The following is a 25,971-nucleotide window of genomic DNA, read 5'->3' on the forward strand; positions in this document are numbered from 1 at the left end:
GGATCGCGGCGGCCGTCGCGGGGGCGGTGCGAGCGAGGTGAGTCGTTCACGTCATCAAGTTCGTAGCGGCTGGGGAGCCACCTGCCGGCACGCGGGCCGGCGGGCATCGCCAGGCGCAGCCGGCGGCGCGCGAGGCCGGGGTCAGCCGCCGAGGGTGTAGGTGCCGGCGTGGGGCACGGTCACCGCCGTCCACTCGCCGTCGGCGGTGAGCGTGGCGCCTCCGCTGACGGTCAGCCAACGGTCGTGCCGGACCCGGACCGGCACCCGGCCGGGGCCCGGGACGCGGAAGGTGATCGTGGCGGCGTCCTGCCGGACCAGCTCGCCGGGGGCGCCCACCAGCGGGGTGGGGTCGGCCACGGCGTACAGGTGCCAGTGCTGGTCCGACCAGACCTGGGTGAGGTACGGCAGACCGGCCTCGACCATCTCGGCCTCCGGGCGGCCCACCCAGGACAGTTCGGCGTCGGCGATGGCGACGTACTGCACCGCGTTGTCGGCCAGCCAGGCCTGGTAGCTCGCCGGGGTGAGCGGGACGCCGGTGCCGGCGGCGCCCGGGACGATGGTGAAGAAGAGCGGGTTGCGGTCGATGTCGGCCTGGCGCAGCCAGCCCCGGGCCAGCGGCACCTCGCCGAGGTGGGCCGCCTCCCAGTAGTCGCGGGTCGGCGGCACCTCGACCCGGCCGGTCAGCCCGCGCCGCGCCAGCTCCGCCCGCAGCGGCGCGAAGTACGCCGGATCGGCGCTCGGGTCGCCCGCGCCCCGCAGGTCGGCGGTGACCACGGGCGGCTGCCACCAGCAGGCGGCCGCGAGCAGCGCGGCCAGCGTCACCCCGCCGGCCACCCGCCGCCGAGCCACCCGCCCCGGCAGGCGGTCGGCCAGCCACCGGGGGAGCCCGGCGGTGGCCGCCAGCACGGGCAGGGCGAACATCACCACGAGGCGGGTGGCGTTCAACCCGACCGGGGTGTGCAGCACCGCCGCGGCCAGCACCCCGGCCGCCGACAGCAGGGCGCCCACCCGGACCGGCCGGTACGCCACCAGCGCGGCCACCAGCAGGCTGGTCAACACCGCGTGCAGGGTGTCGCTGCGACTGATGTTCATCCAGCCGCCCTCGCCGAAGAGCAGCCCGGTCACCGCCAGCGGCACGGCGGCCGGGACGGCCAGCAGCAGGCCGTCGGCGTACCGGCGGGTGAGCAGCAGCGCGACGCCGGCCAGGCCGACGAAGAGCCCGGCGACCGGGCTGGCCGCCGAGGCGAGCAGGGCCGCCAGGCCGGCCAGCACGCCGCGCGCCCACCGGGGGTGCCGCGCGGCCGGCCGGGTGAGGGCGAGCAGCGCGGCCAGGCCGAAGGCGACCCCGAGGGCGTACGTCACCCGGCCGGAGACCAGGTTGCCGGCGATGGTGAGCACCCCGACCAGGCTGCCCAGCAGGGGCCGGGGCACCCCGGTCCGGACCAGCAGCGCGGCGAACGCGGCCGCCGAGGCGAGCAGCGCGAGCGCGCCGGTGGGGCGGACCCCGAGCAGGGCCATCAGCGGCGGCGAGACGAGGCTGTAGCCCCACGGGTGGACGCCGCCGTACCAGCGCAGGTCGACCAGCTCCGGCCCGTGGGCGGCGAAGAAGCCGGCGCGGGCCACCTGGGCCGACAGGTCCGAGCCCAGCGGGGGGAGGGTGACATACAACACGCCCAGGACGAGCGCGGACGCGGCGGACACCGCCACCACCCGACCGCCCCGCATGCCCACCTCCTGATCGCGACCCACCGTACTGGCAGCATGTCCGATGTGCCTCACCACCTCTCGCGCTGGATCGGGCTGGTCGGCTCCGTGCTGCTCGCCGTGGCCGCCTTCTTCGGCGGCGCGCTGCCGTACGGCGACCTGCGCCCCACCCCCGTCAGCATCTGGCAGGGCCCGCACGGGCCGTTGATCATCAGCAGCTGGTTGGCCGGCACGGCGCTGCTGGGCTGGGCCTGGTGGTCGCTGCGCGACCGGGTGCCGTCGACTCGCTGGGTGCTCGTCACGATCGGGCTCTGGCTGCTGCCGATGCTGGTCACGCCGCCGCTCGGCAGCCGGGACGCGTACGCGTACGCCTGCCAGGGCGCCAGCTACGCCGCCGGGATCAACCCGTACGAACAGGGCGTCTCCGCCCTGCCCTGCCCGTGGCTGGACACCATCTCGTACATCTGGCGGGATACCCCCGCCCCGTACGGACCGCTGTTCGTGATGATCTCCGGGGCGGTGGTGACCGCCGCCGGCTCGCTGGCCGCCAGCGTCGCGCTGTTCCGGGTGCTTGCCGTGGCCGGGGTGGCGCTGGCCGCCGTGTCCCTGCCGGTGCTGGCCCGCCGCTGCGGGGTGCCGCCGCAGCGGGCGCTCTGGCTGGCGCTGGCCGGCCCGCTGGTGCCCGTGCACCTGATCTCCGGCGCGCACAACGACGCGATCATGGTGGGCCTGCTCATCGCCGGGCTGGCGGTGGTGGCCGCCCGGCCCGGCCGCCCGCTGCCGCTGCTGGCCGGTGGGGTGCTGCTCGGGCTGGCCGGCGCGATCAAGGTCACCGCGCTGGTCGTGGTGCCGTTCGCGGCGCTGGCCGCGATCGTCGGGCCGTACCGGATCCGCGCGCTGGTCCGCCAGGGCGGGTGGGTGGCCGGCGGGGCGCTGGCCGCGGTGGTCGCCGCGACCCTCGCCGCCGGTTTGGGCCTCGGCTTCATCAGCGGCCTGGAGCAGGGCGGGCTGGTGGTCGCCTGGACCTCTCCGCCGACCGCGGTGGGGCAGACGATCGGCTACCTGGCGGTGCCGTTCGGCGCGCACGTCGACGCGCTACCGGTCACCCGGGGCCTGGCCGTGGTGGTGCTCGGTGCGGTGCTGCTCTGGCTCTGGTTCCGCGCGTTCCGCCGCCAAGATCCGTTCTGGCACGCCGCCCTGGCGCTGGTCGCGACCGTGGCGCTCTCCCCGCTGTTTCACCCCTGGTACTGGACCTGGCCGCTGGCCGTGCTCGCCGCGACCGCCCGCCGGACCGGCTGGTTCGTGATCGTCGCCCTGGTGTCGTCTTTCCTGGTGCTGGCCGACGGCACCGGTTTACCTCGGTACACCAAGATGCCGGGTGCCCCCCTGATGACGCTGTTCGTGATCGTGGTGGCCGTCCGGTTGGTACGGTCGGCTCGGGCGGAACGTCAACCGGTTCCTGCAGACTGAGGAGAAGTGCCGGTGAGCGAGCCCGGCTCGGTGCCCGGCGGGCCGGCCCACCCGGTCGCCGCCGGGATCGCCCGGTACGCCGGGCTCGCCGGCGCGGTGCTGCTGACCGTCGCCGCCTGGCTGGGCGGCGCGCTGCCCGACGCCCCGCTGCGCACCACCCTCTCCGGCCTCTGGCACGCCACCTACGGGCCGTCGACCCTCGGCTGCTGGCTGGTCGGCACGGCGCTGCTGGTGGGCGCCTGGTGGTCGCTGCGCTGGGGCGCCCCGTCGACCCGGTGGGCGTACGTGACCGCCGGCCTGTGGGCGCTGCCGCTGCTGGCCGCGCCGCCGATGGGCAGCCGGGACGTCTACTCGTACGTCTGCCAGGGCTGGTCGTGGACGCACGGCGCCGATCCGTACCGGGTCGGGGTGGCGGCGGCCGGATGCCCCTGGACCGACACCGTGACGCCGATCTGGCGGGCCACCCCGGCGCCGTACGGGCCGTTCTTCGTCCTGCTGGCCGGCCTCGCGGTGCTGCTCGGGGGCGGCCTGGTCGGGGCGATCGTGCTGCTGCGGGTGATCGCGGTGGCCGGGGTGCTGCTGGCCGCGCTCTGCCTGCCCGGCCTGGCCCGCGCGGCCGGCGTGCCGACCCGGCGCGCGGCCTGGCTGGCGCTGGCCTGCCCGCTGGTCGGGGTGCACCTGGTCGCCGGCGCGCACAACGACGCGCTCGGGCTGGGGCTGCTCCTGTTCGGCCTGCTGGTGCTGGTCCGCCGGCCGGGCAAGCCCCGGGCGCTGGTGGTGGCCGGGGTGTTGCTGGGGCTGGCCGTGTCGGTGAAGGCGGTTGCCGTGGTGGTGCTCCCGTTCGCCGCGCTCGCCGCGGTGCTGGGCCGCTACACGCTGCGCGTGCTGCTGCGCGACGCGGGCTGGCTGGCCGCGGGCGTGCTGGCGGCGCTGCTGGTCACCTCCCTGGCCACCGGGCTAGGCCTGGGCTGGGTGGGCGGCCTCGCGCACAGCGGCGACTCGAAGCAGTGGACCTCGCCGCCGACGGCGGTGGGGTTCGTGGCCGACTACGTGGGCGGCCTGTTCGGGCAGGAGCCGCACGCCGTGCCGGTGGTCCGGCTCGTCGCGCTGGCGCTGCTCGCGGTGCTGCTGGTGGCGCTCTGGTGGCGGGCCTGGACCGGGCTGCGCCGGCTCAACGACGTCCGACAGCGGGCCGTCCGGCTGGCCGTCGCCCGGCCCCGGGTGGCGCTCCTCGGGGCCGGCCTGGCGCTGGCCGCCACCGTGCTGCTCGCCCCGGTCTTCCACCCCTGGTACGCGACCTGGCCGCTGGCGCTGCTCGCGGTGGCGACGGTGCCGTTGGCCCGGACCGTCTGGTTCGTGGCGCCCTGCGCGGTGGCCTCCTGCCTCACCCTGCCGGACGGCACCAACCTGGCCCGGTTCACCAAGGCCCCGGGGGCGCTCCTGATGACCGCCCTGGTCGTGCTGCTGGCGGTCCGGGCGGTGCGGGTGGCGTTGGCCCGACGAGCCGGCTGACCACGTACGCGGACGGCCGGGCCGGCCCCGCGGTCGCGGAGCCGGCCCGGCCGGTGCTGATGGAGTGCCCGGTCAGCAGTCGAAGTACATGGCGAACTTCCTCCGCGCGTTGGTGCGCGTTGACTGCCGTTGGATACCCCGTCTGACCTGGGCAAACAGTCCGCCCGTCCGTTGGCCAGCGTTGGCCGTTTGCGGACTTCCTGCGGACTGGTTGCGGACCCGCCCAAGTAGGCGGGCCCGGACTCGGTGATCGCAACACCGGCCGGGCCCTTGATCGCCCCCAGGAGGCGACCCAATGGAACACCGTACCGACCCTGCCCAGGTCGAGCACCCGCGCTGGTGCCTGAAGGGCAACATTTGCCGCGTTGACGGCATCCATCACAGCAAGCCCCTGGCCGCCACCACCGGCGACGCCCACGACGCGGTACGGGTGTGGCTGGAGCAGGCGTGGCAGCTCCCCGACCCGTCCGTGGTGCTGGAGAGCACCGTCGACGGGGAGGTCGGCTACGTGTACCTGCCGATCTCGCAGGCGCGGGTGTTGCGGCACCAGCTCGGCCGCCTGCTCGACGCGGCGAAGGGTGGTGCCCGATGAGCGAGCGCAACTACCCGCTGCCCCGCCCGGCCACTGACCCGCGGTTCACGTTCGGTCTGGTCATCGACGTCACCGACGCCCTGACCACACGGGGTTACCCGCCGCCGACCGGTGCCGACCTGGTCGAGTTGCAGCAGGCCCTGTTCGGGTTCCTGTACGCCGACGGGGGCGACCGGTGAGCCGGGCGGAACGGTGGTGGCGGCCGTCGACGACCCGGCGGCCGGCCCAGCGGGCCAGGGCTCGGCGGATGTACACCGGCGAGCAGCTGGACGCCACGTTCGAGACCGGCTACCGGTGCGGGGAGCTCAACGGGCGGAAGAACTCTTCCGATCTCGACCGGAACCATGGTTCCGACCACGGTGACGGCGGCGAGGTGGTCGACGTCGACCTCGAGCTGATGCGCCGGGCGCAGGCCGCGGACCCGGAACGGTTCCGGCAGCTCGCCGAGGCGTGCGGGGAGGGCATCGACGCGGTGCAGCGGCTGGCCCGCGAGTGGGGCGTCGACGACCTGCTCGACGTCGCCGACGCGGCCGGCGTCACCCCGCTCGGCGACGTCGACCCGGGGCAGGTCGTCGTCGAGATAGAGGCGTGGCTACGGGAACGGGGCCGCGGCGAGTGACCGTGCGCCGCGGGGACCGGCTGGTCTGGTCACACCCCGACTGGCCGGTCCCGCTCCACATCGCAGTGGTGCGGGTGGCCCGTGACGGCACCTGGTGCGACATCGACGTGCGCATGTTGGGTGCGCAGTGGTCGCGGCGCACACCGCTTCCGCTGCCGAGCCGATGCCGCCCCGACAACTCGACTGGCGAGTACCAGACTCAGGAGGTCTGACCATGTTCGTTCACCGACCGATGCGGGCCGTCAAGCTGCTGGCCGCGGTCGCCCTGGTGTCCGCGATGATGGGTGCCGAAGGCGGATGCAAGGAAGGCAGCAACCGGCCACCGACAGACAAGCTGCCGCCCAAGAAGCCGTGCGCGGTCACGGCAACGGTGACCGACGCCAGCGGGCCGTACAGCGTGCGGATGCGCGCCAGCCGAGTCGGCACGGGCCTTGGCGACTGGAGGACTGACAAGAGCATCGCCAAGGGCTGGAGCAAGAAGATCGTCTACGAGTGCGGTTCCAAGATCGAGGTCATGATGCACGTCTCCGGACACCCGGAGGACAGGTTCGGCTGCCTCATCGACGACGGCGTCCGGAACCGCGACAGGCGCTACGGCAGGAAGGAAGTGCTCTGCACGCTGGTCACCGCGCAGTAGCGCCGTGGTACCGCCTCCAGTGGACCACCCTCGTCCAGCCGTAGTAACGGATGAAGGCGAGTAGCTGCCGCCACCACGGCGGGCGCTGCGTCGGAAGCCAGTAGAACGTGGGCTCGTCGTCCATGTGGCCAGTATGCGCTGGCAGACGGCGGTTCGGGGGTACGCAGGTGGCGCGTACCCCCGGTGCTGGCGGGATCATGCGCCTCGCTCGCGACGCGCCATGAACTGGTCCACCCCGCTGCGGCGGACCCGCAGCCGCGGGCGCTTCTTGCCGCTACCGATGTCGATCACCGGCAGCTCCCCTGCCCAGATGAGCCGATACACGGTCTGCTTGTGGACGCGTATCAGCGCCGCCACCTCGACGACCGTCAGGTAGTCGTCCACCGTCTGGCCTCTGCCTCGCGTGCGGCTTCGCGCCGCCAGATGGCAACCTGAATCTCGGCGAGCCCCTGGCTGATGGCCTCGGCGGCGGCGCGGCCAGCGGGAGAATCCGGGTCGAGAGGTTCGATGTGCTTACCGGTCATGTGAAGGGTGGTTCCCCAGCAAGCATGCCGGGGAACCACCCCGCATCACTTCCCTCTGCGAAGCGACTCGGGCATCGACTTGTTGCTGGCGAGCCATGCCTTGATGTCATCCGGATCGAACCGGGCGTACCGGCCAACCCAGGTGATAGGCAGAGTCCGCGCTGTAATCGCCTTAGTCACCCAGCTGACCGGGACGCCTAGCATCTCGGCGAGTTGGGCCTTGTCCATCATCTTGTTCATCGCCACGGATGATTCCTGGATCTACCCATCCGGGAATCATCCATGCGACCTCACTTCGGTCGCGGCCCGCTGGGTCCGACCGGTCCCGGTGGCCCGCCCGGGCGCGGCTGGCCCGGGCTCACGCCGCCGGCCGGTTTGGCACGGCGTACACAGCGCCCAGGGTGGCGAGGGTGACGCTGGCGACGCCCACCCACTCTGCCGGGGTCACGGTGTTGTCGACCAGGGCGGTGCCGAGCGCGCCGAGCCCGGCGAGCAGCCCGGCGACAACCGCCTTCGCGTACGGCTTCCAGTTCATGGGGGGCTCCTCAGGAGTAGAGGCGGTCGAGGAAGGGGCTGACGGCGGCGATGACCGCCGTGGCGCCGACGACAGCGGTGAGCATCTTCGCCGGGGTGACCGTGGGGCGGATCTCCAACTGACGCACCCGGTCATCGACCTCATCAACCCGGCGGCCATGGTCGTCGAGGCGGCGGGCGTGCTCGTCGAGCTTGGCGCTGTGCTGGGCGGCGATCACGTCGAGCTTGCCTTCCACCCGGGCGAGCATGATCAGGACGGTGGTGCCGTCGTTACCGCCCGGTGGTGGCTCTGCGAAGGGGCTGGTGGTCACGACGCTGGAGGGGTCAGCACCCGCCGGACGATCGCGTCGGCCAGCTGGTCGTAATCGACGGCGACGGCCGGCCGGGCGGCGAGGCCCTTCACCGCCTCGTCGACCTTGCCGAGCTGCCCGCGCATGTCGGCGAACAGCACGTCGTGGGTCGACTTGCCGGATCGGCCCACCTCCTGATTCCAGGGCGCCGACCGGAAGAACGCGAGCACGCGCGGGTCCGCGAGCAGCTTCAGGAACTCGTCGACGGTCATGGCCTTCTTCACTCCCCAGGGTCGAGTGTTCTGTTCCGCCTCGCGTGTCTGATCGATGCTGAGGTGGAAGTGCTTGTCGTGCGGGTTCGGGCCGGTGTAGGGCTCGGGCTTCCAGCCGCGCAGCCGGTGGTAGAGCTTCCGCTCGTAGATGACGTAGCGGGCGGACGGGTGCCGCTTGATGGCGGCGAACACCACGGCGAAGTCGAGGCCGTCCTCGTCGACGTCGATCGCGTCGACCGACCCGCGGGCGTTGGGGTTGTGGTCGCTGCGGGAGCCCTGCGCCTGGTGGGCGGTGTCGCCGATCCACCCGTCCGACGTGCGGTCGCGGTTCGGCCACCGCTGGTTGATCTCGGCGCGGAGCACCGCCAGCGACGGAGCCAGGTAGGGGGCGGTCATCGTCTGCTCCTAGATCTCGTTGGCGGTCCAGTGGACGGTGCCCGAGGTTGTCGCGCTGGCATTGAGGTCCACCGTCAGCTGCGCCTGAGAGGCGGTAACCGAGATCACCCGGATGGTGGCCCGGATCGCGGCGCCCGCAGGGCTGACGACCTGGCACGTGAACGAGGGCATCGCCGCGAACGCGGGGCTGAAGTTGACGGTGATCGTTCCCGACGAGGTAGACGAGCTGGTCGACCACGACACAACGTTCGCCTGGAAACCCCGGGACCGCTGCGGGGTGATCTTCATGCCGGGCTGAAGGTTCGCCATCTCATCTCCTCACAGGGCCGCATACGCCGGGAACCACACGTCCGCCTCAGTGCCCGCCGGCCAGACCCTCGCGACGCCGTTGAGGGCGCGGGACTGGATCGTGGCCGTCTGCGGACTGATCACCGCGAAGTTGTCGACGAACACCGTCACCGGCAGGGTGTTCGTGTTGCCGGTCTCCAGCCGGGACAGGATGCCGACCTGGGTGCCCGCCGCGATCGACGAATCGTCGGCGATCGCCTGCCATCCCGGCTCTGGCGCCGGCGGGATCCACGCCTTCGCCAGCAGCGAGGTGCCGTACGCTGCCGCGCTGATCCGCCACCACGTGCCCGACGCGTTGGTGCCCACATTGACGGCGGACCCCAGCCCCGACAGGGAACCGCCAACCCGTTTGAACCAGTTCAGCGTGGTCGCCCCGCTCGGCAGCACATTCAGCTGTGCCGCGTAGTAGTCGCTGGTGCCCTCGTCCCGCACCACCGCCCACACGGTGATCCCCGCACCAGCCGGCATGACCGGGATCATCACGTCGGTCACCATGGTGAAGTTCCGCGACCCGCCCGGGGCTACGAACGAGTGATGCAGCACGCCGACGCCGTTGTGGACCTGGCGGGCGGTGCCGCCGGACACGCTGTAGTCGGCAGCCGCCCCGCCCGTTGTGATCCACACCTGGCCGGAGTCGGCGGTACCCCACCCGCTGGCGGTGGACCGGCCGAACGCGTCGACCACGGACGGGGCGATCGCCGAGATGCGGATCTGTTCCCCGCCGACCCTCATCTCGAGCGGCATGTCCGACGCATCGGTGGTCCACGGCCCGTTGGCCGGCGCCGAGCTCAGCAGCAACGTCGGGGCGTTGGTCGCCAGCGACGTGACGAGCGCCGATCCGTCGGCGGCGACCCGCTGCGGGCCGTCCACCACCGCCACGTCATACGGCCTGGCCGGCGCGCAGTTGAACGTGATCGTGCGCGTGTGGGAGCCGGTCGTCTCGGTGTAGCCGAGCACGATCAGGTCAGCCCGGTTGGACCCCATGTCCGCGGGCAGCCCGACCACCGCGATGCGGTCCCCGACGTCCACGGCCGCCGCGGCGGCCGCCAGCGCGGGCTGGGCGAGCAGATCCACGGTCACCCGCGAAACCCGCATCTCGTCGACGGTGCCCTTGCCGACCGCCCACCAGGCCAGATCGGCCAAACGGCTGTCATCGGCCAGGTTGAAGTCAAGCGACGTGTCGTACACGCCGACCCCGGCCGGCGGCGGCAACGCGGCGAGCGGGCCGCTGGTCTGCACCGCCCGCGCCGATGACCCCTCGGCGCGCTTGGCCGTGACGTCGTTACGGACGGCCAGGTCGTCAACCACCGGGTCGAACGGTGGGGCGACCTGACCGGCAGCCCAGTCGATGGTCAGCTTCGGCGTCTGGTTGTAAAGGCTGTCCAACGGCCGGTAGGCGAGCGTCAGCCCGTCCCGCGGCTCGTACAGGATCCCGCCGTCCACGTCGACGCACTGCCCGACCAGATCCTCAAGCGTCGCGGTCGGCTGCCACCCCATCCGCCGCACTCCGTCGGCCGGCACCGGCGGCATCTCCACCGTGACACCCGCCTCGGCGGCAACCCGCACCAGCCGGTTGGTGGCCGCCTCGTTGTGCCAGCTCGCCCACGGCCCGTACACCAGCACGCCGTACGCGTCGACGGTGGAGGCGAGTACCGCCGGCGGCGCGCCGGCCGCCCACACCGCCACGTGGCCGACCGGCATCGGTGCGGTGGAGGTAGCGCCGGACGCGTTCACGGCGATGCTGGTGATGGCCGCATTCGTCGCCGCGGTCGTGAACGTCTGGTCGGGGGTGGCGCCGGCCGTGTCGTACAGGTCGATGGTCAGCGTCGACCCGATCTGCCGGCCCGACACGTACCGGGGCCCGAAGCCGATGTTCACGCCGATGCGCTCGATGAACAGGAACTCCGCGCCGTCGGCGGTGTAGCCGAGCACCTGCGCGCGGGTGGCCGCCTTCAGGAAGCGCAGCCGCCACCTCACGTACGTGCCGCCCGGGGTTTCCCACTCCAGCAGGTCGACGTCCTTGGAGATGTTCGCCGGGTCGAGCCCGCCAGCGGCGACGCCCACGGTCCACGTCGACGACGTCCCCGTAGTGCCAGCTGTGAAGGCACGCAGCCGTGCGCCGTTGGCCAGGTCGGCGAGCGCCGACGTGCCGTAGCGGATCGTATCGAACGGGTCCTGGAAGTCGTCCACCGCCTTGAACTCAGGCAGCGGTCCGGACACGGACAGCGGCGGCTGGCCCGGCAGCACGGACGCCGCTTGCCCGGCCGCGAACCCGTCCTCCATCGGCCAGTAGGCGGCCGGCCCGGTGGCCTCGGTGGTGCGGCGCAGCGCCGACTTGCTCGGCGCCGCGCCCTGCGCGAGTCGGCGCAGGATCCCGCCCGCCTCGATCCCGGTCCACGCGTCACCCTTCGTCCCGGTGACCGGGTCGAAGCTGACCGTGCGGCCGGGCTTCCACGAGGCGACCTCGCCCACGAACCGGCGGTCGACGGCCCGGTAGTTGTCGAAGCGGACCTCAGTGGTGTTCGAGTTCCCGCCCACCACCCACGACGCGAGCCCGTACCGGCCCGCGGCGGTGATGGCGCTGCTGCCGGTGTCGAACGCGGTCAGGGTCCACGCGGACGGTTCCGGGGTGCCGGTCGGCCACACCCGGATCGCGAGGCGGGAACCGGTGACGCTGGACCGGATCGTGTACGACTGGCCGGCGGTGTAGGTGAGGCCGGGTATGCCGGAGCGGGCGGCCAGCTCGGTGAACGTGCGGGAGATCTTCGCGCTGATCGTGCCGCCGACGTCGAACTCCAACCTGAACCAGTAGTAGTCCGACCCGTTGTGGCGGGCGACGTGCCCGACCACCGCCGACGCCCCCACCGCCACGGCCGGAATGCTGACCTCGGTCACCTGCTCGACGTCGCGCCGGTCCTCGGCGAGCCGCGCCACCCGCACGATGTTCTTCAACGGCTGCGCGTGCCGGCCCAGCCCGCCGCTGATCGTGAAGTCGGCCGCCGCCGACCCGGACACCGTCCAGCCCGGCCACCCCGACACCGACGGTGCGCCGAACGACTCGACCGCCAGGTCCAGCCCGGACCGGATCGGCGTGTTCCGGCCGACGAGGCCGTACAGCGGCGACGACGCGTTGCGTGGGTTGTAGGCACCCGTCCGGTTGTCGAGGGTGCCGCTAAGCGTGGACGGGGTGACGCCGCCGGACTCTTCACCGCGGCCCCGGGTCGTGGTGGCCGGGTCACGCACGTAGGCGGGTGCCGGCTGCCACGCCCCGCCGTAGTACAGCTCGACGGCCAGGTCCTGCCTACCCATTGGCGACCGCCACCCGGTTGCCGTGCACGGTCAGCTTGAGCTTGCCGGTACGGATCGCGAACAGCAGCCACTCGATGAGCAGCTGCTCCAGGGTGCTGCTGCTGCCGCCGCTCGCCTCGACCCGCGTCACACCGCCGCCGGCCGCCGAGCTCACGGTCTCGCCGGCCTGCAGCAGCGCCAGGACCTCCTGGCCGGGGGCACCCGGCACCCGACCACCGGCGTGGAACGTCGGCAGCTGCGGGGCGCCGATGGAGTTACCGCCGATGCCCGGGATCCACGACGGGACTGTCCACGACAGGCGGCCGATCGTGGCGTTCCACGCGCGGGCCACAGCGTTGAAGCCGGCCTTGAACGGTGCCGAGATGTAGCCGCCGATCTTCTTGAAGGCGTTCCAAATCTTGCCGGGCAAGCTGATGTACCAATCGAACGCCTTCGTCGTGAAGGACTTGATCCAGTCCCACGCCTTCTTCACCGGGTCGCCGATCTTGCCCCACACCCATTTCCACAGGTCCTGGAACCATGTGGTCTTGGTGGCGATTAGCACCACGATGGCGACGAGGGCGGCGATCGCGATGACCACCAGGCCGATGGGGTTGGCCGACAGGGCAGCGTTCAGCAGCCACTGGGCACCGGCCCAGATCTTCGATCCGAGCGCCGCAGCTTTCTGCGCCACCTCCGTGGCGATCGTGCCGACCTTCGTCGTCTTCAGCCAGGCGACGCTGCTCTTCAGCGACGGGATCAGGAAGTTGTAGAACGCCGACCCGAGGTCACCGACACCGGCGCCGAGGGTCAGCAGCGACTCGAACCCGATGTCACCCGAGGTGACCGCCTTCAACCCGAGGAACGAGTCCTGGATACCGGTGAGGGTGTCCCGGAAGCCCATCGCCCGGGTGTCGACGGTGTCCGCGGTCTCACCGACCCGGTCGAACGACGACCCGGCAGCATCGACCTCGCGGCCCATGTCGCGGGCGGCGCCGCCGACCCGGCCGAACGAGTCAACGAGCGGCTTGTCCTCGCCGGCGAAGGTCATCGTGATCTGGTTGGCCATGTCAGGACACCTCCAGCCCCGCGTCACGGGCCAGCTGGGCCAGAGCGTTGGACATGATCTCGGTGACCCGGTCTCGGCGCACCTCAAGGCCCTTGTAGACGTACCGGCCCGACTTGATGAACTCGCGCTTGGCCGGGCGGCCCTTGATGCGGCCTTCCCCGCCGAAGTCCAACCACGGGTAGTACGGGGCGCGGCGTCCGCCGGCGGCGATGCGGGCCTCCCGCTGGCTGGACCGGGCCTTCAGCGACGCCGCAGCTGCGCCGGTCTTTCGGGGGACACGCGGCTGCGCGTAGTCGATGACCTCGTTGGCGGCCTCGTTGAGCGCCAGGCGTAGCTGCTTGGGCAGGCCAGCGTCCATGTCACGCAGGGCGCGCTGGAAATCACGCAGCCCGGTCACCCGGATCTTCGCGACCTCGCTCATCACACCCCCGCCTTCGCCCGTTCCAGCTCTTCCCGCTGCGCCTTCAGCGCGTAGTACCGCGTCCAGTAGAGGAATTCCTGCTGGGTCATCTCGGCCCGCAACCGGGCCACCGTCATGCCGAGCTTCTGCGCCAGGAAGAACTCGAAGTGCAGGTCATCGTCCTCAAGCAGGGCTTTTGGTCGACTCCTTGCCGGCGCCCGGCTTCAGTCCGGACAGCACGGCGATCCCGTCCGACACGGACGTCAGGTCACCCGCGTCGGCTTCCGCCGCCCACGCCGCGACCTCCTCCTCCGTCAGCTTCGGGTCGGTCATGCCCCGACTGATGATGAAGTTGTCCCGGTCGGCCAGGCTGCGGCCGCTCTCCTGGGCCTCGAGGACTTCGTCGCGGGTCAGCGCCCGGATCGCCACGGTGGAGCCGTCGGGGAGCGTGGCCGTGCCCTTGCCGATCTTGCGGGCCAGGATCTGGTCACGGGTCAGGTGCGCCATCGTTCTTCCCTTACGCCTGGGTGGTGGTGGTGACGACGTCGGAGATCTCGAACTCGGCCGACCACGACACCATGTCGTCCACCGGCGCGGTCTCCACGTACTTGGACAGGACGGCGCTGAAGGCGTCCTGCGGCTTGCCGGTGCCCGTGCCCTCCGGCATCCGGATCACCGCCACGGTGGTCCCGAGCAGCGGCTTCAGCGCGGCCCGCGGCCCGGTCGACGCGGTGTTGTCGTAGGTGCCGCCGCAGGTGAACTTGCCGTCGATCAGCCCGCCGGCCTTGACCTTGGCGTCCTTGCCGTAGCCGGTGATGTCGTGCACGTCCGCGCTGCCCTCGTACGACGACGTCTTGCAGTACGGCGAGATGTCCTTGGTGGCGACCTTGATGACGGTCTTCTTGCCGTGAACCTCAGCCATCGCCTATGCGCCCTTTCCGCTGATGACCAGATGGAAGATCGCCGCCAGGTAGTCCGTGCCGGCGTACTTGGCGTCGGCGAACTCCGCCCACGCCACATGCACCACGTCGCAGCTGGTGTACTCGTGCGCCTCGATCGCGGCCTTCACGCTCTGCGGCCCGGACCCGTCGGCGTACTTGGCGACCGCGCGGCGGGCGGCCGGCTGCGCCGGGTTGGCGACCAGGACGACGACTTCCACGTCCGGGTACTTGTCGGTGCCCCGCTGGTAGGTGCCGTCGTACTCGATGCGCTCGGGCAGCAGGATCAGCGCCGCAGGCGGGCTGATCTTCTCGACGCCCCACGGCGGCACCCGCAGCCCGTCGATGGTCTTCAGCGCGGTCGAGATCTCGTCGGCGACGTCTTCGAGGTTCATGCGAACACCCACCCCCGCCGCACGTACGGGCCGAGGATCACGGCCACGTCCGGGTCGACCCGGGCCAGCAACCGCACCTCCGAGCCGGCATCCGGGGAGCCGGCGATCCCGTACGGCGAGTCCCGGCGGGCGAGGAACCGGGACGCCTGCAGCAGCGTCGCCTGCTTCACCGCCTCCGGCACCGCCGTCCAACCCCACGCTGCGGTGACGGTCACCTCGTTCGCCGCGCCGGTGGGCAGCCTGGATCCGCTGATGACCAGCCGCGTCCAAGGCCGACCGTCAGCGGCGGCGTTAACCGGCTCCGGGTCGTACCCGGTGACGGTTCCGCCGGGCACAGTCACAGCCAGGCCAGTGGTGGACATCAGGTCGTCGATGTCCACCACCCACCGGCCGCACTCAAGCTGCGCCGTGTACCGGCGGGCCGCCGGAGCGTCAACCTTCCCGAACTGCCGCCTGCACTGGCTGTCGACGGCCCGCGAGGCGGCCTCGACTGCCAAGGCCACCTGCGGGTCGTCGACGGCGTCAGCGACGCGCACGAAGGACTTCAGATCCTCCGCGCTCACGTACGCCGGCGCCCATGCCATCGGTCAGTCCGCCGATCAGGCCGCGGTGATCGCGACGCGCTTCGAGGACGAACCGGCGTAGCGGACCAGCACCGCGGTGTACGCCCACACGCCCAGCTCGACGCTCTCCGGCCCGGACTTCTCCTCGTAGCGGAACCGCATCATGTTCGACTCGAACAGCAGCGTGTCCGAGCCGCGCAGCACCAGGAAGTTGTCCGGGTAGGAGCCGATGGCGGTGCTCTCGGTGACCACGGCCGCCAGGCCCTCGATGACACCGGCGGCCTTCACGTCGCCGACGCCAGCCACGTTGACCGGGCCCGCGGACTCGGTGGGGATCAGCGGACGGCCGGTGGTGTCCCGCAGCTTCTTGAACTTGCCCCACCGGTTGATCGACATCGCGAGGACGTCGGCGGGCGCCTTGCGGGCGTTCCACACGGCGATGGCCGCGTCGATCACCGCGTCCTGTGCGGGCACGGCCGGCGCGGTGCCGGTGAACGCGGCCTCGGTGGCGAACGTCTGGAGCGCGGCACCGGACGCGGTGACCAGCGCCGCGCCGACCGCGGCCTCCACCTGCCGGTTGTACTCGGCGAGCAGGTCGCCGTAGATCAGCAGGTCGATGGCCGGGCTGGCCATGTCCAGCATCTGCCGGGAGACGACCTGCTTGCCGCGGGTCGGCTTCGGCACCACCGTGTCGACGTTGGAGCCCCACTTGTCTGCCGACGGGGTGGGGTCGTTCTCGTTGGCCTGCTGGGCAGGGTTCGCCGAGTCGGCGCCGGTGGACTGCTTCGGCAGGGTCAGCGGGCGCGGGTCACTGCCGAGCGGGATGTTGCGGACCGCGTTCGCCAGCGCACGCCCCTGCCGGGCCAGCGCGGCGTACTCGTCGGTCAGCCACCGCGGTGGCACCACGCCAGCACCGGCCGCGCCGGTCGCCAGGGCCCGGTTGTGCTCCAGCAGCCGGCGGGCGGCGTCCTCGTCGCCGGTCGCCTTGCTGCGGTACATGTCGCCGAAGAACGAGAACTCGCCGCCCTGGGTGTAGTGGCCCGGGTCGCGGTCACGGGTGGTCGCCCCGCCGACGGCGCGGTTCTGCTCGCCCGACGTGGCGGTGGTGATCTTCCCGGCCATCGCGGCGACCTGCGCGTTGCGGGTCTCGATCTCGGTCAGGTCTTCGATCTGCTTGGCGAGCGTCTTCGCCTGGTCGCCCTGCTCCTTGACCGAGCGCAGCTCCTCCTCGGTCAGGTCACGGTTCTCCTCGGCGGCGCGGGTCTGCAGGCCCTCGATGCCGGAGCGCAGCCCCTCGTACTGGTCACGCAGACGGGCAAGGTACGGGTTCACGGGTGGTTCCCCTCGGTCAATGCGAACGGTTTCTTCGCGAGTGACCGGGGTGCCGCCCTACCGTGCCGTGCCGGGTGTCCGCTTCAGTGAGAGGCGGAGGTGCGGCCAGCCGTAGCCGGGGTGCCGGTGTCGTCCGTAGTCAACTGTAGCGCATACCCCTGCCGGGTAGGCGTAGTCACGCGGCGGGTGGGAGCACCGGCAGCCCGGCGAGCACCTGGGCGGCGACGTCAAGCCGCCGCGCAGCGTTGCACGAGCAGCCGCCGGTGTCGGCCGAGCGGACGCCGGCCGCGGTGGCCAGTTCCCCGTACGCGCCCGCCATGACCACGGCCACCTCGAACAGGTCGGCGGAGACCCGCTCCAGGATGCCGCCGGACAGGCGCCGGTTCTGCCGCTCCCGGAAGCCGATCGACAGGTCCCGCAGCGCCCCGTCGCGCACCAGCTCCAGCGTCTCGTCACCGACCGGGGTGCGGCTGACACGCAGCTCGACGTACAGGCCGGCCGCGTCGTCGCGCATGGTCTGCATGGCGCCGATCAGGGTGCCGCCGAGGGTGACGTGCTCCCGGGCGACCCGCACCCGGTTCGCGGCGCGCAGCTGGTGGTTGAACGCCCCCCGGGCGAACTGCTCGGTGAGCTTGTCGTCGATGCGCTGCGGGGCTTCCCAGGGCACGGCGATGCCGTAGATGGTGCGACCGTCACCGCCGGAGCGGACCTCAAGGTCCGGGGTGAACGACCGGTGCAGCAGCTCGCTCATCAGTTCTCCTCGGGGGTGGCCAGGCCGCGGTGGGTGTCGTAGTGCGGGGTGCACAGGCCCCGCTTGGTCGGTTCGCTCTTGCAGTCGGCGACGGCGCACTCGGCCGGCTTGGCGGTGGTCTTCGTGGTCCTGGTCTTGACGGTCACGGCTGCGGCTCCTCATCGGGGTTCGGGTCGGCGGCTGGCGGTGGCGGCGGGGTGGTCGGCTTCTCGGGCTCAGGCAGCGGCGCCCGGTTCTCCAGTGCCCGCACCTCGTCGTTGGTCAGGAAGCCCTTGTCGAGGCCGATGGCGTGCGCCTGGTAGCGGGTGAGGGTGTCGGCGCGCAGGATCGCGTCCAGGTTCGCCTTGACGGTGGTGCCGCGCGGGAACGCCAGCGACAGGGTCTGCTCGAACCGGGCCAGGTGTCCGCCGAGGGTGAACTTCAGCAGGTTCACCGCGTCCTGCTCGATGTTGGAGTACTGGCGGGCGGAGTTCATGCCGCCGAGCCAGCCGACCGGCAGCCCGAACATGAGCTCAAAGTCGGTGAGGCTGAACCGGCGCGCCTCGACCAGTTGCAGCTCATCCGGGTTCCACGACAGCGGCTCAAACGAGGTGGTGGAGTTCAGCACGGCGATGGTGCGGTCGCGCTGCGACGCCAGCCACTTCTCCTTGAGCTGCTTCGCCTCCGTCTCGGTGAGATCCGGGTTGTCGGACTTCAGGAAGCCGGTGGGCACGCCGTGCCGGGACAGAGCCCGGGCCTGCCGGTTCTGCTCATGCGAGAGGTTCAGCGTGCTGAGGTGGGCCTCGAGGACGCCCATGCCGCGCAGGGCGCCCGGCTGGCAGGGGCCCTTGATGTGGATGACGTCGTACGCGGACAGCCGCATGGTGCCAACCGAGTACTCCAGTTCGCCGACGGGGATATGCGACATGCCCGGCTCGGTGATCCGCCGAATCCCGACCGTTGACGCCGACACCGGGATCGCCGCAGTCGGCCAGCCCTGCGCGTTGCGGGCGGCGACCACACCGATCGCATTGCCTTCCCAGATCAGGTCCAGCGCCCACGACGAGAACGTGGTCATGCGGGTGTCCGGCGGGTTTGGCTGCTCCAGCAGCGGCGGCGTCGGGTCGAGCAGCTCCAGCGGGTTACCGCCGTACTGCCGGTAGGCGTGCCACGGCACCGACCCGAGCAGGTCGGAGATGAGCACCGCGGCCCGCCAACCGCCGGGAATGGACATGCCGCCCCGGTAGCCGGACGTCGACCAGTCGGGGGCGATGTTGTCGAGGATGGTGAACGTCTGCGACTCGCCGGTCACCGTGTCCGTCGCCGTGTACTGCGTCGACCGGTTCAGCAGCTTCCCGAGCCACGCCATCGGGTTTCTCATGGTCCTCATCTCAGAACACCGCCGATCGCGGCTTGGGCTTCTCCACCGGCAGGGTCAGCGCGGTGTGGACGGCACCGGCGCCCGCGTACGCGGCGTCAACGTGGCCGGCGCCGCGGCGCACGAACCGCCACCCGTCGCCCTGCCGCAGCTTCTGCGCCCCGGCCACGTGCGCGTCGTACAGCGGGTCGCCGGGTTGCACGATGCGGCGGGACGCGACCAGGTCGGCGAACGTCTGGCACGCCTCCGCCACGGCGCCGCCCTTGATCTCGATCGCGTTCATGCCGCGCAGCGTGGGGGCGAGCGCGGCGGCCGGCCCGGACGGATACCAGGCGACCGCGGCGGCGTTCACCCGCTCCAGCATCGGGCCGAGCTTGAACCGGGCCTCGTCAGTCGACGACCAGGCGGCCACCACCTCGGTACGCACCCGGCCGTCGGGGAGGACCGCGGCGGCGGCGAGGGTGACGTGCTGGCCGTCCGGGGCGACGTCGACACAAGCCACCACTCGGTCGCGCACCGACTCCAGGCTGCCGGCGGCGTCTTTGCACGCCTTCCACGCCTGCAGGTCCACCGCCGAGTCGAGCGCGTCGACGCGCTGGCAGAGCACCTCGGTGCGGAACACCGCCGGCGGGTCCGTGTTGAGCGCCGAGCGGATCGCCTGCTCGCTGACCGTGTGCCCCAGCCCCGGGTTGGCCTGTGCCCACGCCTCCGGGTCGTCGAGGTCGCAGCCGTCCGGCGCCGACCACTCGAAGATGCCGACCGACGGGTCGCTGCCAGCCAGCGCCGCCTCCCGCAGGTGGTTGAGCACCACGGACTCGTCGTCGCCCGCGTTGCTGATGGCCCAGATCTGGGCGAACGGGCGCGCGTTCGTCGTCTTCGACAGCGCCGACCAGGCATCCCAGGAACGCTGCTCGCGGATCTCGTCCATGTTCAGGTGATCCACCGACAGGCCACGGCCGGCGGACCGGTTCGCCGCCGCAATCTTGTACCGGGCGCCGTTGGTCAGCCGGAACCACTCGTCACCGTTGACCCGGCGCACCGTGTCCAGCTCGGCGGCCAACTCCGGCACGGTCTTGATGGTGTCGATGCACGCCGACCACACCTCGCGGGCCAGCGACACGTCCTGGCCGACGCCGAGCACCAGCCGGGCACCGTCGACGTACAGCTTCCACAGCGCGATGACCCGGGAGACGTGGGTCTTGCCGGACTGCCGGGCGACCAGCGACAGGATCACCCGGAACCGGTAGGTGCCGTCGCGGTTCAGCTCCAGGGCGCGGATGACCAGCTCTTCCTGCCACGGCAGCAGCGGTTCGCCGAGCACGTCGCGGGCGAAGTCGATGACCTCGTACCCGTGCGACGTCGACCGGGTCAGCCGGCGCAGCGGTTCCGTCGACAGCCGCGGCTCACGCCGGCCGACGAGCGGCGCGGAGGGCTTGGAGTTTGCCTTGGCGCGGGGCACTGGATGCACCTCCCTTGCGGGCGGCGCGGGCTTTCGGGGTGGCGCCGAGGGCATCTAGGGCTTGGAGCAGCTTCGGCCCGATGGTTTCGAGGACCCGCTGCGCCTCGACCTTCGCGGCCAACGCAGCGACCTGCTTCACAAGATCCTCGTCGTACGGAATCTCATCGAGCGCGGCGGCGAGCAGCGCGGCGTTGTCGATCGCGGCGGCGTACTGCCGTGCCAGCTTCACCGCGGCGGCGTCCGTGTCGGTGAGATCGGTCAGGTTCGCGAGCGTCTCGGCAACATCCGGGGAGATCAGGGCATCTGCGGACCGAAGTCGCGCGTTCCCGACCGCCATAGCTCACCTCCGACCATCAGGATACCGGTACGGGGTACCCGCACCAGCGACGTCGCGCCGGGCCGGGTGCCGCGGGGGGAGAAAGACAGGGCGCGGGTGTCCGTGGGGGCCGGGTCGCCCGGAAAAAATCGGACGACTCGGCCCGTCACCAGCGGGTTCGCGGCTCCGGCGCGGGATCGTGTCCGCTGACGTCGCCGGTCGAGAGGTTGCAGTGCTCGCAGCTGGCCACGAGGTACGCCTCGTCGTCGCCGTGCTGCTTGCCTCGCACGTGGTGCACGTGGGTGGCCACCGTGGTGCAGCCGGGGAGCTTGAGCTGGCAGCGATGCCCGTCACGCGCGAGCACCTGGGCGCGGGTTCTACGCCATGCCCGGGTGCTGCCCTTGGCCCACGACTTGCTCACCTTGCGTCAGCCCTCAGAGCGGAGTCGGCCTGCCTCGGCCAGCAGGGTCTTGGCATGCCGCTCCCGGGCGTCGGTGTCCTCCCACCACGCGCCCTCCGCCTTGCCCTTCGTGGCCGACCACTCCCGGACGGGCTGCATCGTCGGGTCGTACGCCGGGTTGGGGACGGCTTCGATCTGGCGCTGGTGGTGGCGGTGCTCCCGCTCCCACGCGACGGCCCGCGGCATCAGCGCCTCACGGTCGCCATCAGGGATGATGGTGCGAACTTGGCCGACGAACGCCTGGATCTCGGCGGACCGGTCACGCAGCGGACCGGCGTTGGCGGCGTACGCCTCGATCTCCTTGCGCTCCTCCGCCTCCCGGGCGATGCGGCGCCGCTCCCGGGACAGATCGGCGGCACGCTGGCGGATCTCGGCGACCTTCGGCAGGAACGTGGACGACTGGATGAGCTGGACGGCGGCGAGGCGCGCCAGGTCGAACGGCACGTCCGTCATGGCCGCGTACCAGATGTCGTCGATGCCGTCCGGCTTGGGCCGGTCGTAGGCGGTGAACAGGATGGTGGTGAGCGCCTGGGTCTCGTTGTGGTTCATGCGGGCCTCGTCAGTGCGTCGCGGATGAGGGCTGCGGTGGAGCTGGTACCGGTGCGGGCCATGGACGCCTCGGTGCGGGAGGCGCGTTGGGGTGGCAGCTCGGGGCCTTGCTGGGCGCGGATCAGGTAGTTGTCGAGCAGGGCAGGCCGGGAGGCCACCCGGTCGGTGAGCATCTGCGCAAGCGCGGTCTTGATGAGCGCGGGCGGGAACTTCTCGTCGAGAGCCCGTTTGATGCCGGCGCCGTACCGCTTGATGACCTGGCCGGTGAGCTTCACGTCGTTGGCGGTGCAGTGGTCGATCCATTGCCTGGTGATCTGGCCGGCGTTGGCGGGTTCCCCGTCGGGGAGGTCGGGAACGGCGGCGAGGTGGGTCTGGGTGTCGACGATCTCGCCGTCGATGACGTCGTCGGGCTCGCCGGTGCCGTCGAGCGGAGCGAGCGGCGGCGGGTGGTCCCCTGTTCCCTGTTCCCTGTTCCCTGATCCCTGATCCAGGCACGGGGGTTCCGCGACGGCTTCGCGAGGGTCTCGCGAGGGTTCCGCCACAGGCCGGGGAGGATTCGTGTTTGCGCTGGTCGCAGGTTCGACGTGCACGGCGCGGGGGTCGTCGGGCTCCGGGTAGCGGGGCCTTCCGGGCTTGTCGATCTTCTGGTGCTCCTGCCAGTTGACGATGGCCAGGTATGCCTTGCCGTCGACGGTGTAGCGACGGATTCGGCCGGCCTCGTGAAGCCTCGCGAGATCCTCGCGAACGTTCGCGAGGGCCTCGCGAGGGTCGTCCTCCAAGGCGAATAGCTCAGCGGCGACGAGCTTCGGGTTGTCGATGCCGACGCCGTTGTCGTCGACGTACGTCCATAGCCCGATGAAGGTGAGCCGGGCCCGGAAGGTGTGCGCGGCGATCGCCTCGCTCTTCCAGAACTCGGGCTTGATGGAGCGGATCCGGGCCACGTCGTGCCTTCCTGGTCTACTGGTGGTGCTGTAGGAGGGTTGGCGGCTGGACCACGGCCCGGACTGCCCTCCGGGGCCGTGGCCCGCCGGTCAGGCGGCCTTGCTGGTGGGCTGATCCCACTCGTCGGCCATCGACTTGCGCAGCTCGAAGAGGTCGGCAAGATCGGGTTCGTCGCGCATGATGAGCCGGGCGTAGAACGCCCGATGGTTGTTATTGATCTTGAATTCGGGATCGTTCGTCGCGAGCGCGATCTCCCACCGGCACCGCTCGGTCAGCGCCCCGATGCCGATCTTCCGGCGGCCCGTACGGTCAACCCACTCCCGGGCGAGCCGGCAGAGGGTGGCGTAGACGGCCGGGTTGTCTGCATGGAACTGCTCGAACTTCTCCGCAGGGGTCAGCACGGACTCCCGCTCGTCCCTCACCGCCGCGGCAGGGTCGAACAGGTCACCCTGGACGTGGGCGCCTGCGGCGCTCACTCGACGCTCACCACCCCGGACAACCCGCGCGCCCTTGCCACCCACTGAGTGACCATCACGCCGGCGGCGCCGAGCAGCTCGACCCGGTCCTCTGGCGAGGCGTACGCAATCGCCGAGTCCAGGTCCTCGACGGCCTCGACCAGCATCGCCAGCGCCTCACCACGCCGACCGACCGACTCAATGCAGTCCTTGCAGAGCTTGCTAACCCCGTCGATGATCACGCCGAAGACCAGACCGACGGGTTCGTCCCGCTCGCAGCGACCACAGACCGGGTTGCCGTGCTCGTCGTACGTGGACGCGCCGCCCATCGCCAGCTTCAGCGCGTTCGGGTCGATCGGCGCCAGGGTGGCCCGGTAGTCGCGGGCGGCCTGCTCTGCGGCCTTGATCCGCGCGTACCGCTCCTCGCGGCCCTCCGGCGCGCTCACCGGCGTGCCTGCCGGATCTGGTTCCGGCAGTCGCCGATCCCGATGACCATGCCGAAGCAGCCGAACATCGCCTCCGCGGCGAACACGGCGACCAGGACAACCGCCAGGGCGCCGTGCTGCTGCCCGGTGGCGACGGTGGCGGTCCACCAGACCGCGGCGGCGATCAACGCGGTGCCGACGACGGCGAGCACGCCGATCTCGAACCGGAGACGTCGGATCAGGCGCCTGTCGGGTATCTTCTCCATGAGTCCTCCTAGGGGACCTGTTGTGATGACCCGGCCGCCGCCCACCGGCGGCCGGTCGTCGTTTCTGCGCAGGGCCAGGGGCTGATTGCTGCTGGTCACGTCAGGCGCTCGCCTTGACCTGCTCGTCCTCGCCGGATAGCCAGGCAGCCACGGCACTCTCCGGGTAGAGCACGCGCTTGCCTCGCTTGACGCCCTGCGGGCCTCGGCCGATGTGCCGCCAGTACCTGATGGTGCTGGGTGCCGTCCGGGCGGCCTCGGCGAACTCTTCCGTGGTGAGGTACTTCTCCACTTGGGACTCTCCAGGCGTAGAGCGCAACATGATCGGTTGCGTGATACGCAAAGACTAAGCACACCTGTACGCTTGACGCAAGCGCCCAACGCAACTAGCGTTATTGCGCGTGACGCAAGAGCAGACGGCAGAGGAACGATTCGGCGCTCAGGTCCGCGCAGCGCGGGAGGCGCAGGGGTGGACTCAGGAGCGACTCCGCGCCGCGCTGCGCGCAGCGTCGGGCATCGAACTGAGCTCGACTGCCATGGCGCGACTGGAGCAGGGCAAGCGCCCGATTCGTCTCAACGAGGTGTCGGCACTCGCCCAGGTCCTCGGACTCAGCGTCCATCAGTACGGGGGTGGGGCCGGCGGTGGCCTGACTCGAGAGAAGTACGAGCAGGCTCGGGAGCGGCTCGTCAACGTGAGGGCGCAGGCGGCCGAGCAGTACGAGCGTCTCCTCATTGCTCGTCGGCGCGCGGATCAAGCGGTGGAGGATTTGGCGCAAGCCGAGCGCCGCTTCTTTGACATGCAGGCCCAGCTTGAAGAGCTGCAAGTCCTGGTGACGGCGTACGAGGACGCCGACAAGGCCACCAATCAGCGCGTCGACCCTGAGGTCGAGGAATCGAGGATCCGCGCGTTCGAGCGCGAGCAGGCGCGACTGAAACTTGAGGCAGCGAAGATCAATGCGGACAGGGAGCGCGGCTTCGGTCCGGCCCAGCCCCGCCACGGCTCCCGCAGGGAGTCCTGATGGCCAGCATCCAGAAGCGCCCCGACGGAAAGTACCGGGCCCGGTACCGCGACGAGGCCGGCAAGGAGCACGCGAAGCACTTCGTCCGGAAGGTCGACGCCCAGAAGTGGCTCGACGAGGCAACTGCGGCGCTCGTGACCGGCACGCACGTCGACCCGAAGACGGCCAAGACGACGGTCGCCGAGTGGTGCCAGGTTTGGCTCGACGGGTACGGCACCCGGCGCGCGTCGACCGTCCGGCAGGGCAGGGTGCACGTGGCGCAGATCGTGGCGGCGTTCGGCCCGATGCGCCTGGGCGCGGTCCGGCCGTCCCACGTCAAGGCGTGGACTACCAAGCTGCGCGACTCCGGGCTGTCGGCGTCGTACGTCTACGCGCTGCACAACCGCCTGGCGCAGATCTTCTCCGACGCCGTCCATGACGGAATCGTGCCGCGGTCGCCGTGCTCGCGGCGCACCTCGCCTGGCCGGGCGAAGCAGCGGGCGTACGTGGCCACCACCGAGCAGATATGGGGCCTGTACGACGCGATGCCGGAGCGGTACCGGGCGGCGATCCTGCTGGGCGCGTTCGCCGGCCTGCGGACCGCCGAGGCGTGCGGGCTGCGGGTGGCCGACGTCGACTTCATGCGTGGCGTCATCGCGCCGGCGGTGCAGTACCCGGCGCTGCCGCTCAAGACGGAGACCTCCAAGACGCCGATCCCGATCTCGCGGACGCTCGCGGTCGAGCTGTCGGCGCACGTGGCGCAGTGGCGGGCCGACACCATCCTGACCGGCGACGACGGCACCCAGCTCGGCCCGTGGGCCCTGGAGCGGGCCGTACGCGACGCCCGGACGCGGGTGCCCGGCCTGCCGGACGGGTTCCGGTTCCACGACTGCCGGCACTTCTTCGCCAGCCTGTTGATCGAGTCGGGCGCCAGCGTCAAGGTCGTGCAGGCGCGGCTACGGCACGGGTCGGCGACGACGACGCTCGACACGTACGGCCACCTGTTCCCCGACACCGACGAAGCCACCAGGTCCGCGGTGGACGCGGTCCTGGTGGCTCGTGCGGACTCCCTGCGGACTAGGGAGGTGATCGCCTAGCCCTACCGCAGGTCAG

The 25,971-nt window shown here is 71.4% G+C and carries 36 protein-coding genes; 9 read left to right on the top strand and 27 right to left on the bottom strand.

What is annotated here, in order from left to right:
• Positions 1-141: 141 nt before the first annotated feature.
• Positions 142-1,725, bottom strand: a complete 1,584-nt coding sequence (locus ABZ783_RS07010; RefSeq protein WP_357434945.1) for a hypothetical protein — start codon at positions 1,723-1,725, stop codon at positions 142-144.
• A gap of 45 nt (positions 1,726-1,770) precedes the next feature.
• Between ABZ783_RS07010 and mptB (ABZ783_RS07015) the strand changes: the two genes are divergently transcribed.
• From mptB (ABZ783_RS07015) to ABZ783_RS07040, 6 genes are all read left to right on the top strand, one after another.
• Positions 1,771-3,174, top strand: coding sequence for a polyprenol phosphomannose-dependent alpha 1,6 mannosyltransferase MptB (gene mptB, locus ABZ783_RS07015; protein WP_357435300.1), 1,404 nt, complete (start codon positions 1,771-1,773; stop codon positions 3,172-3,174).
• 12 nt (positions 3,175-3,186) lie between these two features.
• Positions 3,187-4,686, top strand: coding sequence for a polyprenol phosphomannose-dependent alpha 1,6 mannosyltransferase MptB (gene mptB / locus ABZ783_RS07020; protein ID WP_357434946.1), 1,500 nt, complete (start codon positions 3,187-3,189; stop codon positions 4,684-4,686).
• A 295-nt stretch (positions 4,687-4,981) separates the two neighbouring features.
• On the top strand, positions 4,982-5,278 hold the full coding sequence (locus ABZ783_RS07025; RefSeq protein WP_357434947.1) for a hypothetical protein: 297 nt from the start codon (positions 4,982-4,984) through the stop codon (positions 5,276-5,278).
• On the top strand, positions 5,275-5,457 hold the full coding sequence (locus tag ABZ783_RS07030) for a hypothetical protein (protein WP_357434948.1): 183 nt from the start codon (positions 5,275-5,277) through the stop codon (positions 5,455-5,457). The genes ABZ783_RS07025 and ABZ783_RS07030 overlap by 4 nt, the downstream gene beginning before the upstream one ends.
• Before the next feature lie 68 nt (positions 5,458-5,525).
• The gene (locus ABZ783_RS07035) at positions 5,526-5,897 is read left to right on the top strand and encodes a hypothetical protein (RefSeq protein ID WP_357434949.1); all 372 of its coding nucleotides are present in this window, start codon (positions 5,526-5,528) and stop codon (positions 5,895-5,897) included.
• Between the two features lie 232 nt (positions 5,898-6,129).
• Positions 6,130-6,534, top strand: a complete 405-nt coding sequence (locus ABZ783_RS07040; protein ID WP_357434950.1) for a hypothetical protein — start codon at positions 6,130-6,132, stop codon at positions 6,532-6,534.
• 195 nt (positions 6,535-6,729) lie between these two features.
• Here the strand turns inward: ABZ783_RS07040 and ABZ783_RS07045 are convergent, their stop codons facing one another.
• The 18 genes from ABZ783_RS07045 to ABZ783_RS07130 all read right to left on the bottom strand — a co-directional run bounded on the left by ABZ783_RS07045 (position 6,730) and on the right by ABZ783_RS07130 (position 19,003).
• Positions 6,730-6,918, bottom strand: coding sequence for a helix-turn-helix domain-containing protein (locus ABZ783_RS07045; protein ID WP_357434951.1), 189 nt, complete (start codon positions 6,916-6,918; stop codon positions 6,730-6,732).
• The gene (locus ABZ783_RS07050; RefSeq protein WP_357434952.1) at positions 6,903-7,058 is read right to left on the bottom strand and encodes a hypothetical protein; all 156 of its coding nucleotides are present in this window, start codon (positions 7,056-7,058) and stop codon (positions 6,903-6,905) included. The genes ABZ783_RS07045 and ABZ783_RS07050 overlap by 16 nt, the downstream gene beginning before the upstream one ends.
• A gap of 45 nt (positions 7,059-7,103) precedes the next feature.
• The gene (locus ABZ783_RS07055; RefSeq protein ID WP_357435301.1) at positions 7,104-7,298 is read right to left on the bottom strand and encodes a helix-turn-helix domain-containing protein; all 195 of its coding nucleotides are present in this window, start codon (positions 7,296-7,298) and stop codon (positions 7,104-7,106) included.
• 118 nt (positions 7,299-7,416) lie between these two features.
• Positions 7,417-7,593, bottom strand: coding sequence for a hypothetical protein (locus tag ABZ783_RS07060; protein ID WP_357434953.1), 177 nt, complete (start codon positions 7,591-7,593; stop codon positions 7,417-7,419).
• Between the two features lie 10 nt (positions 7,594-7,603).
• Positions 7,604-7,903: a hypothetical protein gene (locus ABZ783_RS07065; protein ID WP_357434954.1), complete on the bottom strand. Its 300-nt coding sequence runs from the start codon at positions 7,901-7,903 to the stop codon at positions 7,604-7,606.
• The gene (locus ABZ783_RS07070) at positions 7,900-8,550 is read right to left on the bottom strand and encodes a hypothetical protein (protein ID WP_357434955.1); all 651 of its coding nucleotides are present in this window, start codon (positions 8,548-8,550) and stop codon (positions 7,900-7,902) included. The genes ABZ783_RS07065 and ABZ783_RS07070 overlap by 4 nt, the downstream gene beginning before the upstream one ends.
• Positions 8,551-8,559: 9 nt before the next feature.
• Positions 8,560-8,838: a hypothetical protein gene (locus ABZ783_RS07075; RefSeq protein WP_357434956.1), complete on the bottom strand. Its 279-nt coding sequence runs from the start codon at positions 8,836-8,838 to the stop codon at positions 8,560-8,562.
• Between the two features lie 30 nt (positions 8,839-8,868).
• On the bottom strand, positions 8,869-12,207 hold the full coding sequence (locus ABZ783_RS07080; RefSeq protein ID WP_357434957.1) for a hypothetical protein: 3,339 nt from the start codon (positions 12,205-12,207) through the stop codon (positions 8,869-8,871).
• Complete coding sequence (locus ABZ783_RS07085) at positions 12,200-13,255, bottom strand: hypothetical protein (protein WP_357434958.1); 1,056 nt, start codon at positions 13,253-13,255, stop codon at positions 12,200-12,202. Before ABZ783_RS07085 ends, ABZ783_RS07080 begins: the two co-directional genes overlap by 8 nt.
• 1 nt (position 13,256) lies before the next feature.
• Positions 13,257-13,676, bottom strand: a complete 420-nt coding sequence (locus ABZ783_RS07090) for an HK97 gp10 family phage protein (RefSeq protein ID WP_357434959.1) — start codon at positions 13,674-13,676, stop codon at positions 13,257-13,259.
• Between the two features lie 162 nt (positions 13,677-13,838).
• The gene (locus ABZ783_RS07095; RefSeq protein ID WP_357434960.1) at positions 13,839-14,162 is read right to left on the bottom strand and encodes a hypothetical protein; all 324 of its coding nucleotides are present in this window, start codon (positions 14,160-14,162) and stop codon (positions 13,839-13,841) included.
• Positions 14,163-14,172: 10 nt separating this feature from the next.
• Positions 14,173-14,577 (bottom strand): hypothetical protein, encoded by a 405-nt coding sequence (locus ABZ783_RS07100; protein WP_357434961.1) that lies wholly within the window; start codon positions 14,575-14,577, stop codon positions 14,173-14,175.
• 3 nt (positions 14,578-14,580) lie between these two features.
• Positions 14,581-14,988, bottom strand: coding sequence for a hypothetical protein (locus ABZ783_RS07105; protein ID WP_357434962.1), 408 nt, complete (start codon positions 14,986-14,988; stop codon positions 14,581-14,583).
• A complete protein-coding gene (locus tag ABZ783_RS07110) occupies positions 14,985-15,572 on the bottom strand; it encodes a hypothetical protein (RefSeq protein WP_357434963.1) in 588 nt (195 codons plus the stop codon). The genes ABZ783_RS07105 and ABZ783_RS07110 overlap by 4 nt, the downstream gene beginning before the upstream one ends.
• A 15-nt stretch (positions 15,573-15,587) precedes the next feature.
• Positions 15,588-16,883 carry a phage major capsid protein gene (locus ABZ783_RS07115; RefSeq protein ID WP_357434964.1) on the bottom strand — a complete coding sequence of 432 codons (1,296 nt, stop codon included), beginning with the start codon at positions 16,881-16,883 and terminating at the stop codon, positions 15,588-15,590.
• A 175-nt stretch (positions 16,884-17,058) separates the two neighbouring features.
• Positions 17,059-17,634, bottom strand: coding sequence for an HK97 family phage prohead protease (locus tag ABZ783_RS07120; protein WP_357434965.1), 576 nt, complete (start codon positions 17,632-17,634; stop codon positions 17,059-17,061).
• Positions 17,634-17,780: a hypothetical protein gene (locus tag ABZ783_RS07125; protein WP_357434966.1), complete on the bottom strand. Its 147-nt coding sequence runs from the start codon at positions 17,778-17,780 to the stop codon at positions 17,634-17,636. Before ABZ783_RS07125 ends, ABZ783_RS07120 begins: the two co-directional genes overlap by 1 nt.
• Positions 17,777-19,003, bottom strand: a complete 1,227-nt coding sequence (locus tag ABZ783_RS07130; RefSeq protein ID WP_357434967.1) for a phage portal protein — start codon at positions 19,001-19,003, stop codon at positions 17,777-17,779. Before ABZ783_RS07130 ends, ABZ783_RS07125 begins: the two co-directional genes overlap by 4 nt.
• A gap of 684 nt (positions 19,004-19,687) precedes the next feature.
• Between ABZ783_RS07130 and ABZ783_RS07135 the strand changes: the two genes are divergently transcribed.
• Positions 19,688-19,795, top strand: coding sequence for a hypothetical protein (locus tag ABZ783_RS07135; RefSeq protein ID WP_357435303.1), 108 nt, complete (start codon positions 19,688-19,690; stop codon positions 19,793-19,795).
• A gap of 599 nt (positions 19,796-20,394) precedes the next feature.
• On the opposite strand, the gene ABZ783_RS07140 is transcribed toward ABZ783_RS07135, so the two are convergent.
• From ABZ783_RS07140 to ABZ783_RS07175, 8 genes are all read right to left on the bottom strand, one after another.
• Positions 20,395-20,787, bottom strand: coding sequence for a hypothetical protein (locus ABZ783_RS07140; protein WP_357434968.1), 393 nt, complete (start codon positions 20,785-20,787; stop codon positions 20,395-20,397).
• Positions 20,788-20,932: 145 nt separating this feature from the next.
• Positions 20,933-21,187 (bottom strand): hypothetical protein, encoded by a 255-nt coding sequence (locus tag ABZ783_RS07145; protein WP_357434970.1) that lies wholly within the window; start codon positions 21,185-21,187, stop codon positions 20,933-20,935.
• Between the two features lie 6 nt (positions 21,188-21,193).
• Positions 21,194-21,775 carry a hypothetical protein gene (locus ABZ783_RS07150; protein ID WP_357434972.1) on the bottom strand — a complete coding sequence of 194 codons (582 nt, stop codon included), beginning with the start codon at positions 21,773-21,775 and terminating at the stop codon, positions 21,194-21,196.
• The gene (locus ABZ783_RS07155; protein WP_357434974.1) at positions 21,772-22,716 is read right to left on the bottom strand and encodes a hypothetical protein; all 945 of its coding nucleotides are present in this window, start codon (positions 22,714-22,716) and stop codon (positions 21,772-21,774) included. Before ABZ783_RS07155 ends, ABZ783_RS07150 begins: the two co-directional genes overlap by 4 nt.
• Positions 22,717-22,806: 90 nt before the next feature.
• On the bottom strand, positions 22,807-23,193 hold the full coding sequence (locus tag ABZ783_RS07160; RefSeq protein ID WP_357434976.1) for a hypothetical protein: 387 nt from the start codon (positions 23,191-23,193) through the stop codon (positions 22,807-22,809).
• Complete coding sequence (locus tag ABZ783_RS07165; protein ID WP_357434977.1) at positions 23,190-23,618, bottom strand: hypothetical protein; 429 nt, start codon at positions 23,616-23,618, stop codon at positions 23,190-23,192. The genes ABZ783_RS07160 and ABZ783_RS07165 overlap by 4 nt, the downstream gene beginning before the upstream one ends.
• Positions 23,615-23,863, bottom strand: a complete 249-nt coding sequence (locus ABZ783_RS07170; protein WP_357434979.1) for a hypothetical protein — start codon at positions 23,861-23,863, stop codon at positions 23,615-23,617. Before ABZ783_RS07170 ends, ABZ783_RS07165 begins: the two co-directional genes overlap by 4 nt.
• A 100-nt stretch (positions 23,864-23,963) precedes the next feature.
• The gene (locus ABZ783_RS07175; RefSeq protein ID WP_357434981.1) at positions 23,964-24,152 is read right to left on the bottom strand and encodes a helix-turn-helix domain-containing protein; all 189 of its coding nucleotides are present in this window, start codon (positions 24,150-24,152) and stop codon (positions 23,964-23,966) included.
• A 109-nt stretch (positions 24,153-24,261) separates the two neighbouring features.
• On the opposite strand from ABZ783_RS07175, the gene ABZ783_RS07180 reads away from it, so the two are divergent.
• Positions 24,262-24,879, top strand: coding sequence for a helix-turn-helix domain-containing protein (locus tag ABZ783_RS07180; RefSeq protein WP_357434982.1), 618 nt, complete (start codon positions 24,262-24,264; stop codon positions 24,877-24,879).
• Positions 24,879-25,955: a site-specific integrase gene (locus ABZ783_RS07185; protein WP_357434984.1), complete on the top strand. Its 1,077-nt coding sequence runs from the start codon at positions 24,879-24,881 to the stop codon at positions 25,953-25,955. Before ABZ783_RS07180 ends, ABZ783_RS07185 begins: the two co-directional genes overlap by 1 nt.
• Positions 25,956-25,971: the final 16 nt, after the last annotated feature.

It is taken from the genome of Micromonospora sp. NPDC047738, from assembly GCF_040642675.1.
Taxonomy (GTDB): domain Bacteria; phylum Actinomycetota; class Actinomycetes; order Mycobacteriales; family Micromonosporaceae; genus Micromonospora.

Bases quoted from the DNA above. Each gene is read 5' to 3' on its own strand.
- ABZ783_RS07085 (WP_357434958.1), bottom strand. From the start codon at position 13,255: ATGGCCAACCAGATCACGATGACCTTCGCCGGCGAGGACAAGCCGCTC.
- ABZ783_RS07060 (WP_357434953.1), bottom strand. From the start codon at position 7,593: ATGAACTGGAAGCCGTACGCGAAGGCGGTTGTCGCCGGGCTGCTCGCC.
- ABZ783_RS07130 (WP_357434967.1), bottom strand. From the start codon at position 19,003: ATGAGGACCATGAGAAACCCGATGGCGTGGCTCGGGAAGCTGCTGAAC.
- ABZ783_RS07120 (WP_357434965.1), bottom strand. From the start codon at position 17,634: ATGAGCGAGCTGCTGCACCGGTCGTTCACCCCGGACCTTGAGGTCCGC.
- ABZ783_RS07040 (WP_357434950.1), top strand. From the start codon at position 6,130: ATGCGGGCCGTCAAGCTGCTGGCCGCGGTCGCCCTGGTGTCCGCGATG.
- ABZ783_RS07030 (WP_357434948.1), top strand. From the start codon at position 5,275: ATGAGCGAGCGCAACTACCCGCTGCCCCGCCCGGCCACTGACCCGCGG.
- ABZ783_RS07090 (WP_357434959.1), bottom strand. From the start codon at position 13,676: ATGAGCGAGGTCGCGAAGATCCGGGTGACCGGGCTGCGTGATTTCCAG.
- ABZ783_RS07095 (WP_357434960.1), bottom strand. From the start codon at position 14,162: ATGGCGCACCTGACCCGTGACCAGATCCTGGCCCGCAAGATCGGCAAG.
- ABZ783_RS07055 (WP_357435301.1), bottom strand. From the start codon at position 7,298: ATGAACAAGATGATGGACAAGGCCCAACTCGCCGAGATGCTAGGCGTC.
- ABZ783_RS07075 (WP_357434956.1), bottom strand. From the start codon at position 8,838: ATGAAGATCACCCCGCAGCGGTCCCGGGGTTTCCAGGCGAACGTTGTG.
- ABZ783_RS07185 (WP_357434984.1), top strand. From the start codon at position 24,879: ATGGCCAGCATCCAGAAGCGCCCCGACGGAAAGTACCGGGCCCGGTAC.
- ABZ783_RS07110 (WP_357434963.1), bottom strand. From the start codon at position 15,572: ATGGCATGGGCGCCGGCGTACGTGAGCGCGGAGGATCTGAAGTCCTTC.
- ABZ783_RS07070 (WP_357434955.1), bottom strand. From the start codon at position 8,550: ATGACCGCCCCCTACCTGGCTCCGTCGCTGGCGGTGCTCCGCGCCGAG.
- ABZ783_RS07080 (WP_357434957.1), bottom strand. From the start codon at position 12,207: ATGGGTAGGCAGGACCTGGCCGTCGAGCTGTACTACGGCGGGGCGTGG.
- ABZ783_RS07105 (WP_357434962.1), bottom strand. From the start codon at position 14,988: ATGAACCTCGAAGACGTCGCCGACGAGATCTCGACCGCGCTGAAGACC.
- ABZ783_RS07150 (WP_357434972.1), bottom strand. From the start codon at position 21,775: ATGAACCACAACGAGACCCAGGCGCTCACCACCATCCTGTTCACCGCC.
- ABZ783_RS07050 (WP_357434952.1), bottom strand. From the start codon at position 7,058: ATGACCGGTAAGCACATCGAACCTCTCGACCCGGATTCTCCCGCTGGC.
- ABZ783_RS07100 (WP_357434961.1), bottom strand. From the start codon at position 14,577: ATGGCTGAGGTTCACGGCAAGAAGACCGTCATCAAGGTCGCCACCAAG.
- ABZ783_RS07170 (WP_357434979.1), bottom strand. From the start codon at position 23,863: ATGGAGAAGATACCCGACAGGCGCCTGATCCGACGTCTCCGGTTCGAG.
- ABZ783_RS07025 (WP_357434947.1), top strand. From the start codon at position 4,982: ATGGAACACCGTACCGACCCTGCCCAGGTCGAGCACCCGCGCTGGTGC.
- ABZ783_RS07140 (WP_357434968.1), bottom strand. From the start codon at position 20,787: ATGGCGGTCGGGAACGCGCGACTTCGGTCCGCAGATGCCCTGATCTCC.
- ABZ783_RS07010 (WP_357434945.1), bottom strand. From the start codon at position 1,725: ATGCGGGGCGGTCGGGTGGTGGCGGTGTCCGCCGCGTCCGCGCTCGTC.
- ABZ783_RS07035 (WP_357434949.1), top strand. From the start codon at position 5,526: ATGTACACCGGCGAGCAGCTGGACGCCACGTTCGAGACCGGCTACCGG.